Consider the following 10,967-nt stretch of genomic DNA (forward strand, 5'->3'; position numbering starts at 1 on the left):
GGGAATCGAATGAGGCGACCCCGAATCCCGGGGTGCGTCCTCGGGGTCACTCCTTCCTGACCCAGCGTTCCCCGCGCTTCTCGTAGGACTCCTTCACCGCCGACCAGGCCACGCGGTGCGCGGTCTCTTCACGGGAGGCATCACCCTGACGAAGCTCGGGATCCGCGTACCGGTCCCAGGCATTGTTGAAGGCCTTCCGGTACATCGTCTGGGCCTTCTCCGACAGGCTTCCCCGTACCTGATCGGGCAGATCGGCATTGCGCTCGTACGGCATCACCGCTCCTCGGGTCCTGCAATCGACGGGGGTGAACGGGGTTCGGGTGCCCGCGATCGGCAGTCCACGGTAACATGCGGCCCCGTTACCCGGTATCATCGCGAGAAAGCGCTGATCGACTCCTCCGTCATTGCGAGGACAGCGCGGCACTGAAGCGCGTAGCGCATTGAACAGCCGCAGGCTGGCCCGCCGGGTGAGCGCAGCGCATAGTCCAGCCCGCATGATCGCAATCAACGTCTCATGGGTCGCCAGGTCCCGCCACGCTGCACTCGCGTCTAAAGGCTTCGCTCCCCGCGATGACGGGCCCATCGGATCGGTCGAGGTTCTTCATGAGAACATGCCGTTGCTGGAAGCTGGCGATCCTGCTGACCGGGCTGACACTGTCACTGCTGCCACCGGCAGTCGCGGAGGTCGCGTCCACACGCGCGCTCTCGCTGGATGAATCGCTGCAGCGCGCGCGAGCCGAGAACCCGTCGCTGCTGATCCAGAGGGCGCGCTCGGCCCGCGCGGAGGCCGTGAAACGCCAGACCCTGCAGGGGCTGACACCCACTGTCAGCGTCGATGCAACCCAGTTGCGCTGGGACACCTCGCTGCTCGAGGACGTCCCGTTTCTCGAGCCCGGCCTGCCACCCGTGCCGACCCGTCGGGATCTCGGTCCGGTCGAGGGCCGGATCGCCGGCGTCCAGCTCGTCCAGCCGCTGTTCAACCTCGGCGCCTGGGAGGCCCGGCGTCAGGCCGACCGCCAGGTGGAAGCCGCCCGGCTCGGCCTGAGCCGCGCCTCCGACGAGGTCGCCCTGGCAGTCGTCGAGGCCTATTTCGGTGCCGGCACGGCCGAGCGCCGGGTCACCGCCGAACGCCGCGGGCTCCGGACGGCGGAACGGGCGCTGCGACAGGCGCAGGGTGCCTTCGACGAGGGCCTGGTCGCACCGGTGGACGTGCTCCGCGCCCGTACCCGGGTGCGGGAAATGGAGGCACGGGTGGCGGCGGCCGAGGGACAGGTGATCGCAGCCCAGGCGCTGCTCCGGCAGATCCTGGCGCTCGAGGACCTCCGTGATCTCGTCCTCACCGATCCGGTACCCGTGCCCCCACGGCCCGACGCCAACCCCCCGGGCGAGATCGCGCGGCTCGAGGAACGCAGGGACATTCGCGCCCTGCAGGAGGCGCTCGAGGCCGAGCGGTACGGTGTCCGGCGGGCCGGTGCGGCCTACGCGCCGGACATCAACCTGCTGCTGCGCTACCAGCACGTCGACGCCGATCGTCCGCTGGGTTTCACGGAGTCCGGCTGGCTTGCGGCGGTCACCCTGCAATGGACCCCGTTTGCGGGTTTCAGCCAGGCAGGCGCCGTGGACGAGGCCCGCGCGAGCCAGGCCGAGACCCGCGCGGAACTCGATGCGCTGCGCCTGGAGGCGCGCACCGAGGCCCAGACGGCGTTTGCGGACTGGCAGGCCGAGCTCTTCGCCTGGGAGCAGGCGTCCGCCGGCATCGAGGAGGCGGAGGCCGCGCTGGAACTGACCGAGGGCCGCTACGCCGAGGGTCTGGACGACATCACCGCGCTGCTGCAGGCGCAGAGCGAGGAACTCGCGGCACTCACGCGCGAGCTGAATGCACGCTATGGCGCGGTCCTTGCCGCACAGCGCTATCGGCTGGCCGTCGAGGCCGGTGACCCGGGAGAGATCGTCCGATGAAGACATGCCTGCAACGCCGGCTGGCGACCGCGCTGCTGGTGGTGGGCCTGATGGCCGGTTGCGAACCGGGGCCCGACACCGTGGAGGAGCTTCCGGCTGTTTCCGTGACCGTCTTCGAGACCGAGCGAATCGAGCGCGACGCGGTGGTCAAGGTGGCCGGAATCATTCAGCCCGACCAGCGCGCCGGCCTCGGGACGCGGCAGGCCGGGACCGTGGAGGACGTGTTCGTGGAGGCGGGCGACCGCGTGGAGGCGGAACAGCCGATCCTGCAGGTCGATGCCCGCGACCTCGAGGCCGCGCGCAGCGCCGCCCGCCTGCAGGTACAGGCCGCACGTACCGCCTGGGAACAGGCGGAGCAGAACCGGCGCCGGTTCGAGCGTCTCTACGAACAGGAGCTCGTGGCACGAATCCGCAAGGAGGAGGCGGAGATCGAGGCCGACAGCGCGCGCGGGCTGCTGGCCCAGGCCGAGGCGGAACTCGCGGCCATCGAGGTCAACCTGGACTATGCCACCCTCCGTGCGCCGTTTGACGGGATCGTCAGCGAGGTGATCGCCGAGACCGGGACCTTCGTGGCGCCCGGTCCGCCACTGGTGGTGTTCGAAGACCGCGGGCGGCTGAATGTGGAGGCGGGCATCGACCAGACCAGCGCGGGGCAGCTACGGCCCGGACTGGAGCTTCCAATGTCGATCTCCGGCATCGACGCCACGCTGACGGGCCGGGTCCAGGCGGTGTTGCCCGGGCTGGAGGATAGCGGGGTCGGCCTGCGCATGCGCCTGGTGATCGACGACCCGCCGGAGACACTGGAGCCCGGAATGGTTGCCGAGCTCGACGTCCCTTCCGGATTGCCGGCGCACACGCTCACCGCGATCCCGGAATCCGCGCTGCTGCGTCGGGGGCAGCTCGAGGGTGTGTTCGTGGTGGAGACGGATGACCAGGGCGAACTGCGCGCGCGGCTGCGCTGGGTGCGTCTCGGGGATGCGGATCCGGCCACCGGCCGGCTCGCGGTCTTGCGAGGGCTGTCCGGAGGCGAACGCGTGGTGTTCGGAGATGCGGTGACCGCGCTGAGCGACAACCAGCGGGTGAGGGTCGTCTCCGGGGCGCCGGACTGATGGAACGGCTGGGCTTCGCCGGCCAACTCGCCGACCGGCTGATCGACTCCCCCCTCGTGCCGGCGATTCTGGTGGCCGCGCTGCTGATGGGCGCCTACGGGCTGACCATGACGCCACGCGAGGACCGGCCGGACATCGAGGTCCCCACCGCCCTGCTCGCGATCACCTTCCCCGGAGCCGGGGTCGAGCGGGTGGATGAACTGGTGGCCCGGCCGGCCGGCGCCTGGGCCAGTCAGCTGGAGCGCGTGGTGGAGGTGAAGACGGTTGCCGCCGCCGACGCCGCCCTCGTGGAGGTCGAATTCGCGGCAGGCGTCAGCGATGCCCGGGCCTATGCGGAACTCAGGGACCTGATGGAGACCAACGGTGACCGCCTGCCGCCGGGCGCCGAGGTCGAGTCCATCCGCACCGTGGGCGACGAGGTCTTCACCGGGCTGATGGTCACCCTGTCCAGTCCCCGGCTGGGCGGGTACGAGCTGCATCGGCTCGGGTCCGAGCTGGCCGCCCGACTGGAGGCGGCGGAGGGGGTGCGGGCGATCACGGTGCACGGCGGACGACCCCGCGAGATCCGGGTGATGCCGCACCCGACCGAGCTGGCCGCCCGGGGCCTGGATATCGTGCAGATCCACGAGGCGATCGGCGCCGCCAGCCTGCGCCTGCCGGCGGAGCCGCTCCGGGGGGACCGGGCACAGCAGGTCCGCGTTGGCGCCTGGCCGGCGTCGGTCGACGAGATCGAGCAGATACCGGTGGGTGCCGGGCCCACCGGCGTGATCCGCCTGGGCGAAGTCGCGGAGGTGACGGACGGTCCCGCCCCCGATGATCACCGGACCGTGCACTGGCGGAGGGGACAGGCCACGGAGGTCGCCGCGGTCAGCCTCGCGGTCACCAGTATCCCGCATCGGAACATCAGCGCGGTCACGGAACGGACGCTCGAGCGCCTGGAGACCCTCCGGCCCGAACTGATCCCCGAAGACGTGGCGGTGGACATCGCCTACGACGGCGGCCGCGCGGCCACCGAGACGGTGCAGAGCGTGCTGGAGAACTTCTTCATGGCCACCGTGGTGGTGGTGGTGATCATCCTGATCGGTCTCGGCTGGCGGGCAGCCGTCGCGGTTTCGTTCCTGATCCCCGCCATCCTCTCCATTGTCCCGTTCGCTTATCTGTGGATCGGTTTCAGCCTCAATCCGGTCTCGATCGCCGCGATGATCCTCGCGATCGGGCTGGTCGCGGACGACACCGTGATCATTCTCGAGAACATCGGCCGTCACTTCCGCGAGGCCGGGGAGCGCACCCGCGAGATCGTGGTGCGGGCGGTTGACGAAGTCGGAAATCCGACCATACTCGCGGTCTTCCTGATCGTGGCGACACTGCTCCCGACCGCCTTCATCAGCGGAGAGATGGGCCAGTACACCCGGGCGATACCGGTCGGGGCCTCGCTGGCCATCCTGTTTTCCCTGACCATCGCACTGACCGTCACCCCCTTCGTGGCCTACCGACTCCTGCGTGCGACCTCGAAATCCGGCGGACGGGAGCGCAAGAATGCCGGGGGCGATGAGACCGATGCCGTCAATGGCAGTCGGTCGGGCCGACTGGCGGAGATCTACCGCGTCATACTCACCCCCTTCTTCCGGCATGCATGGTTGCGCTGGGCCCTGTACCTCGGGATGGCGCTGCTGCTGATCGCCAGCGTGGCGATGGTCGCCTTCCGGGCAGTGCAGCTGACCCTGGTTCCGTTCCTCGACCGCGAGGTCTTCGTCGTCGAGATCGAGCTCCCGCCCGGGAGTCCCCTGGAGCGTACGCTGGAGGCCGCGGCGACCGTGGGGCGCGCGCTGCACGGGGAGCCGGAGGTGCAGGCCTACACGGTGTTCGCGGGACACGAAGGACCCCCGCTGCTGCCGCCACCGGGACCACCCGACATCATCGATGACGGATCGCATCGGGCCAGCCTCTACGTGCAGCTCACGCACGAGGACGAGCGCACACGCCTGAGCTACGAACTCGGCCGGGAACTGTTTCATCGTCTGCCCGGGCTCCTGGCACCCTTCGATGGCCGGGCATGGATCCGGCAGATTCCCTCCGGTCCATCCAGCGACAACGCCATACAGGCCGAGATCTTCGGCTCCGACGCGCACGAACGGGAGCAGCTCGCAGACGCGCTCGGGACCCTGGTCGAAGGTCATCACGCGGCCGTTGCGCTGGAGCGGTTTCCGAAGCCGCGGGGGACCGACCTGCACCTGACCGTGGACCAGACCCGGGCCGGGGCCCAGGGTGTGCCCGCTGCGCGGGCCGCGGCGGCAGTGCAGATGGCCCTGAGCGGGCGGACCGCCACCGACCTCGATCTGCCGGGAGAGCGGCAGCCGGTACCGGTGGTGGTGCGGCTCGAGGAGAGCGACCGCCTATGGGTCGAAGATCTTGCGGGCCTGCACCTCCGCACCGAGGAGGGCCGCGCGGTCGCGCTGCGTGATGTGCTGGATGCACGGGAGGTCCGATCAACGCCCCATCGCCATCGCAAGAATCAGCTGCCGGTGTCTTACGTCGCCGCGGCGATCGATCGTGACCGCAGCCAGCCCGTGTCGGTACAGCGTGACCTGGTGGAGGCGCTGGAGACCGCGGATACGGCCACGCCGGAGATCCACTGGCTGCGCCCGCCCAACGACGACTCCGAAATCGGGTTGTTCTGGGGCGGCGAGTGGGAGATGACCCAACAGGTGTACCGTGACCTCGCCTGGGCGGGCCTGGCGGTGATCCTGGTGATCTACACCCTTCTCTCGGCCTGGTTCAGCTCCTATGTGATCCCGCTGGTGATCATGGCGCCAATCCCGCTGGTCTTCATTGGCGTGATTCCGGCGCACTGGCTGATGGGCCTCGACATCGCCGGCCTCGGCGTGCTTGGCGTGATTGCACTCGCCGGCATCGTGGTCCGCAATGCGGTGCTGCTCGTGGACTTCACCCAGAAACGCCTGGACGGCGGCATGGACCTCCCTGAAGCACTGATCAGCGCCGGCGCGCTGCGCACCCGACCGATCCTCCTCACCGCCGGCACGGTGGCATTTGGAAGCGGCGCGCTGATCTTCGAGCCCGCCCTGCAGCCGCTCGGCCTGACGCTGATCAGCGGGGTCGTGGTCGGAACAATGCTCACCCTGCTGCTGATCCCGACGCTGTATTTCTCCGCACTCGGAACGAAATCACGCTGAACCGAACCGGCGCCCGGGATTCCGTCCCCGGACCCCGGTGCTCCCGGGACTCACTGCACCGCTGCGCGGCAGCCGGTGGACCGAGCCCTCAGCCGGGCGGCGGCCTCCGCAAACGGGGCTTTCGGGCCTGCCAGATCGCCACCAGGAAGGCCGGCGCAAAGACCAGCAGCAGGAACACGATCGCCGGGAAGAGACGGTTCAACGCCTCCGACAGGTCCATGACCACGGCAAGCCAGGAGAACAGCGCAAACAGGATCCCGGCAATCAGCGTGAAGAGCGAGACGAAGATCAGGTAGGCCGCAAACGGCCTCTGATCGGGATGCCGAATGCGCAGCACCAGCGGGATGGCCAGGATGAAGAAGGCGATCCAGACGAGAAAGGCCGCTAAGAATGTTCCATTTTCCATCAGCATGTGCCTCCACTGCGTTGAAAGGGAGCCCAGAACTTGCGGGCCGGTTTGTATCCGGCGCACTGCCCTGCGGCTGCCCCGAGGCTGTGTCGGGACCCCGGACCCGAGTGCCTCACGTGAGTTGCGCGCCATCGCGATCCAGTGATGGCGCCGGAATCGGCGCCCGAGGCTCGTACCATCTGCAAACGTAGCACGCTCAGCGCGCGGCGCCCACCGGTATTGCCAATCGCTTCATGCGGGCCCGGAGGCCTGTCAGAGTGGCTGGCCGCGATCGTCCCTCGCCGCCGCTACTCGGCGGGCCGGGTTTGCGCGACACTGGTGGACCCGTCGCAATGGACCCTCGACGCGCCGACCCGACCCGGGGACCCGGCATCTTCCAAGGGACCGGCAGGGAGACAACAGGTGACCGTCGAAATCGCATTGGTCTTCACCATCATCGCCGTGGCGCTCTACCTCTTCGCCAGCGAGCGGCTTCCGCTGGACATCACCGCGATCCTGATCATGATCACGCTGATCGCCATCCCGCAGCTGTTCCATTCCCAGTGGCTGCTGGATCGAGGCATCGACCTTCAGGCCGCCTTCCCCACCGTCCGCGAAGGCCTTTCGGGGCTGTCCAGCCCGGCGACGGTCACGGTACTGGCGATGTTCATCCTGTCGGCGGGCATCCAGCGCTCAGGGCTGATGCATGTGCTCGGCCAGCGTCTGTTTCCAATGGTCGGGACATCGGAGTTGCGCATGATCCTGGTCATCGCGGGGCTGGTGGGCCTGATCTCGGGTTTCATCAACAACACCGCGGCGGTCGCGGTGGCCATTCCTCTGATGCTGGACATGGCACGGCGCCTGAAGATGCAGGCCTCCCGGCTGCTGATGCCGGTCAGCTTCTTCGGCATGCTCGGCGGAACGCTGACCCTGATCGGCACCTCCACCAACATCCTGGCCTCCGCGATCCTCGCGGACAGCGAGGACTTCGGACGCCCGATCGGCATGTTCGAATTCACGCACCTGGGCCTGATCGTATTGGGCGTGGGATTGATCTATTTCGTGACCGTCGGCCGGTGGCTGATGCCGGAAAAGGACCGGATCCGGCTGGGCGGGGCCGAGGACCGCTTCGTGATCGAACTCGGCGTGCCGCCGGACAGCCCATTGCTGGACCAGACCCTCGCGGAACACGAATTCGCGCTCAGGGCCTCGGTCGAGGTGCTGAAGCTCGTCCGGGGCGAGACGGTGCACATCAAGCGTGCCGAGGAGATCCGGATCCGTCCGGGTGACATCATCCAGGTCCACGCCGACCTCCGACGGGTGATGGATCTGATCAAGGCGGACGACGTGCAGGTCCTGTCGGTCTCCGGCGAGTCCAGCCGTGTCCGCGGGGACGGCAAGCTCGTCCGCGTGCTGCTCCGGAACGCGCGTTTCTTCGAGGGCCGCGAGGTCCGCTCGGCGGGATTCTGGGATCGGTACCAGGCGCGCCTGATCGGGCTCGAGAAAGAGGCGCTGGAGGAACGCCGCATCGCGGACGAGCCGCTCGCGACCGGGGAGATCGCCCTGCTGGAGATCTCCCGCACGGCGCTGGCCCGGCTTCGCGACACCAAGGACCTGGTCATACTGGAGGAGAGCCAGGACGAATTCGACCGGCGGCGCATGTGGATGGCAGGTGGCATCATGGCCGCCGTGGTGCTCGGCGCCGCGCTGACGCCACTGCCCATCGTGGTCACGGCGCTGCTCGGCGTGGTGGCAATGGTCGCCACGAACTGCATTGACGGGAAACACATGTACACCGAGGTATCGTGGCCGGTGATCTTCCTGATCGCCGGGGTGATCCCGCTGGGGATCGCGATGACCAAGTCCGGCGCCGCCGACCTGCTCGCCGGACTGCTCGCGATCCAGGCACTTGGCTGGCACCCGGTTCTGGTGCTGATGGCCCTGTACCTGGCAACCACCCTGTTGACCGAGATGCTGAGCAACAACGCCTCGGTGGTGATCCTCGTCCCGGTGGCGATCTCCCTGGGACACATCCTGCAGATCGACATCTTCGCGCTCGCGCTGGCGGTGATGTTCGCCGCCTCGACCAGCTTCCTCACACCCATCGGTTACCAGACCAACACCATGATCTTCGGTACGGGACTCTACCGGTTTACCGACTTCGCGAAGGTCGGCATCCCCCTCAATCTGTTGCTGATGGTGGTGACCAGCCTCAGCATCTGGTGGCTGTGGCTGGTGTGAGGTGCAGCGGGAATCCCTCAGTACTGACGGCCGACCCGTGGCCGCAGCTGATGGTTTGCAGTCAGCGTGAAAATGAAGCCAGGGAGGAACACGGAAAGAACCGAAACGAGGGAAGATCCTGGCCCCTTCCCGTGCACTTCCGTGTTTTCCGGGGCGCGCTTTTTCATCGCCTGGTGTGGCGCGGATCCCAACGACCGTTAGTCCAGGGCCCGGAGAATCTCGATCAGTGCCTGCTGTGACTGCGCTGGCAGGTATCGCGATTGCGCCACCCGCCTAGCCAGCAACCGCCAGTTTTCGGCGCCGTCGAACAACTCCCGAAACAGCGGCTCGGCCTCATTCCGGTACCCGGCCACCGCCATGGCCAGGGCCTGCCAGAACACCAGTTCCTCGTGTGCGGGTGCCATGGAAACGGCCATGGAGAAATCGCGCAACGCGGCCCGCAGATCGCCCTCGCGGAGATAGTGATTGCCCCGGCTGTTGCGGTGAAAGGCCTTCTTCAGGGTGATGAGCCGCTCCAGTTCACGGAGCGGCTCATCGTGATCCTCGACGCGGAGATCGAAGAGCACGTCCAGACCGGGATCACCGGAAGCAACCGCATCGACGACGATGACGGCAGCGGAGCGCCGACCGCGGAGATCCCCTCCGGCCGCCTGAGCGGAGCCAAGGCTCTCCAGCAGGCGATCGACGAAATCCCCCTTCGACGCCTCGAAGGCCATCCCCATCTCCTCCCAGATGCCGGGCTCCATCAGCATGTTTCCGAGACAGGCATACCCCTCCCCGACGTGATGCCCCGCTTCCGGAACGCAGCGGTCCCCGGTGCAGGCCGCGACCCGACCGCGCGTGTCGACCATCGCGGACTGGCGATATTCCGCGTGGGCGTCACCGTGTCGCAGCGCATCCAGCGCCTCCCGGGCCGAGGCCCCTTCCCTGATCAGGCGCAATCCCTGGGTTCCGTAGCTCGGTTTGGCGAAGGACTGGATGGTCACCGCGCCGACAGCGGCCTCAGCGTGGGGACTGACGCTGCCAACGGCGAAGTAGTACGACTGGACGGCTACGCCCATCTGACCGGTCTCCGGATCCCGCGCCACAATCGAATAGGTGGCGACGGGCAGACCTCCGGGGCGCGGCACTGCACTACGCCCAGGGGATTCGACTGCTCCCCGGCCGCCTGTCATGCCTGCTGCCCCTTGGCCGTCGGTCGCCGCCCGCCCCAACGGAGGAGCGGCGGTAGCAATGGCGATCTCTTCGGCACCATCCCAACATCTTCGCACGGAACATCTCCGCGCGCTTCCCGACGAACTGCGGTGCCTGCCGCCACCGCAATCTGCCGATGTCGCCGCCTGACCGATTGCAATGTTTCCAGCGATCGTCATTTACGACTGCGCTGTCCACACAGGGACTCGAGCCAGCACGCAACCGGCCGAAACGGGAACATGGGTAAATATCCCTAGGGAATTGCCTCCCTTACGCGGTGCGCGGTCTGCCGACTAACCTCTTGGCCGTGTGGATCGCAGCGTTGCCGATAAAGGCATCTGGGCTCTTCTCCCGGCAAGGATGGCTGGGAGGCGCACGGCGAACCACCGGCTGAAGGCTGTATCTCGAAGCACAAGAGCGATAGGAGATTTGTTCGATGACAACTGGCAAGGTGAAGTGGTTCAACGACCAAAAGGGCTTCGGATTCATCACTCCCGAAGGTGATTCCAAGGACGTATTCGTCCATTACAGCGCGATTCAGTCCTCGGGCTTCAAGTCGTTGACCGAGGGGCAGACGGTGTCATTCGAGATCCAGCAGAGTCCAAAGGGTCCGACCGCCGCACATGTGGTTCCGCAGTAGATCGCGGCTGGAAGCCGCTCCCACGACCCCGGTGGGAGCGGCCTCTGGCCGCGATGGCCACAATCCCGGTGGGAGCGGCCTCTGGCCGCGATGGTCACGATCCCGGTGGGAGCGGCCTCTGGCCGCGATGGCCCCGGGCACTCGGTCCAACGCTGCATCGCGGCTGGAAGCCGCTCCCACGACCGGGATCGCGGCTGGAAGCTGCTCCCACGACCTGCATCGCGGCTGGAAGCCGCTCCCACGAG

Annotated in this window: 8 protein-coding genes; 5 read left to right on the plus strand and 3 right to left on the minus strand. The window is 67.7% G+C overall.

The features are described from left to right. Positions 1-46: 46 nt before the first annotated feature. Positions 47-274 carry a ChaB family protein gene (locus ACESMN_RS00855; RefSeq protein WP_373051690.1) on the minus strand — a complete coding sequence of 76 codons (228 nt, stop codon included), beginning with the start codon at positions 272-274 and terminating at the stop codon, positions 47-49. A gap of 329 nt (positions 275-603) precedes the next feature. Here ACESMN_RS00855 and ACESMN_RS00860 point away from each other — a divergent pair, with 329 nt between their 5' ends. Genes ACESMN_RS00860 through ACESMN_RS00870 form a run of 3 tightly spaced genes read left to right on the plus strand, consistent with a single transcriptional unit; the run spans position 604 to position 6,259 of the window. Then, on the plus strand, positions 604-1,959 hold the full coding sequence (locus ACESMN_RS00860) for a TolC family protein (protein WP_373051691.1): 1,356 nt from the start codon (positions 604-606) through the stop codon (positions 1,957-1,959). Further along, entirely contained in the window at positions 1,956-3,068 is a 1,113-nt protein-coding gene (locus ACESMN_RS00865) for an efflux RND transporter periplasmic adaptor subunit (protein WP_373051692.1), read from the plus strand. The genes ACESMN_RS00860 and ACESMN_RS00865 overlap by 4 nt, the downstream gene beginning before the upstream one ends. Further along, positions 3,068-6,259, plus strand: a complete 3,192-nt coding sequence (locus tag ACESMN_RS00870; protein ID WP_373051693.1) for an efflux RND transporter permease subunit — start codon at positions 3,068-3,070, stop codon at positions 6,257-6,259. The genes ACESMN_RS00865 and ACESMN_RS00870 overlap by 1 nt, the downstream gene beginning before the upstream one ends. A gap of 88 nt (positions 6,260-6,347) precedes the next feature. On the opposite strand, the gene ACESMN_RS00875 is transcribed toward ACESMN_RS00870, so the two are convergent. Further along, a complete protein-coding gene (locus ACESMN_RS00875; RefSeq protein WP_373051694.1) occupies positions 6,348-6,665 on the minus strand; it encodes a hypothetical protein in 318 nt (105 codons plus the stop codon). Positions 6,666-7,070: 405 nt separating this feature from the next. Here ACESMN_RS00875 and ACESMN_RS00880 point away from each other — a divergent pair, with 405 nt between their 5' ends. Further along, positions 7,071-8,888 carry an SLC13 family permease gene (locus ACESMN_RS00880; protein ID WP_373051695.1) on the plus strand — a complete coding sequence of 606 codons (1,818 nt, stop codon included), beginning with the start codon at positions 7,071-7,073 and terminating at the stop codon, positions 8,886-8,888. Between the two features lie 197 nt (positions 8,889-9,085). On the opposite strand, the gene ACESMN_RS00885 is transcribed toward ACESMN_RS00880, so the two are convergent. After that, a complete protein-coding gene (locus tag ACESMN_RS00885) occupies positions 9,086-10,063 on the minus strand; it encodes a DUF1028 domain-containing protein (protein WP_373051696.1) in 978 nt (325 codons plus the stop codon). A 455-nt stretch (positions 10,064-10,518) separates the two neighbouring features. Here ACESMN_RS00885 and ACESMN_RS00890 point away from each other — a divergent pair, with 455 nt between their 5' ends. Next, positions 10,519-10,722, plus strand: a complete 204-nt coding sequence (locus ACESMN_RS00890) for a cold-shock protein (RefSeq protein WP_373051697.1) — start codon at positions 10,519-10,521, stop codon at positions 10,720-10,722. Positions 10,723-10,967: the final 245 nt, after the last annotated feature.

This window comes from Thioalkalivibrio sp., assembly GCF_041690275.1.
Classification (GTDB): Bacteria; Pseudomonadota; Gammaproteobacteria; order Ectothiorhodospirales; family Ectothiorhodospiraceae; genus Thioalkalivibrio.

What these genes read in the sequence shown, in the direction of transcription:
- ACESMN_RS00865 (WP_373051692.1), top strand. Translation starts at nt 1,956, where the DNA reads ATGAAGACATGCCTGCAACGCCGGCTGGCGACCGCGCTGCTGGTGGTG.
- ACESMN_RS00870 (WP_373051693.1), top strand. Translation starts at nt 3,068, where the DNA reads ATGGAACGGCTGGGCTTCGCCGGCCAACTCGCCGACCGGCTGATCGAC.
- ACESMN_RS00885 (WP_373051696.1), bottom strand. Translation starts at nt 10,063, where the DNA reads ATGACAGGCGGCCGGGGAGCAGTCGAATCCCCTGGGCGTAGTGCAGTG.
- ACESMN_RS00890 (WP_373051697.1), top strand. Translation starts at nt 10,519, where the DNA reads ATGACAACTGGCAAGGTGAAGTGGTTCAACGACCAAAAGGGCTTCGGA.
- ACESMN_RS00860 (WP_373051691.1), top strand. Translation starts at nt 604, where the DNA reads ATGAGAACATGCCGTTGCTGGAAGCTGGCGATCCTGCTGACCGGGCTG.
- ACESMN_RS00875 (WP_373051694.1), bottom strand. Translation starts at nt 6,665, where the DNA reads ATGGAAAATGGAACATTCTTAGCGGCCTTTCTCGTCTGGATCGCCTTC.
- ACESMN_RS00855 (WP_373051690.1), bottom strand. Translation starts at nt 274, where the DNA reads ATGCCGTACGAGCGCAATGCCGATCTGCCCGATCAGGTACGGGGAAGC.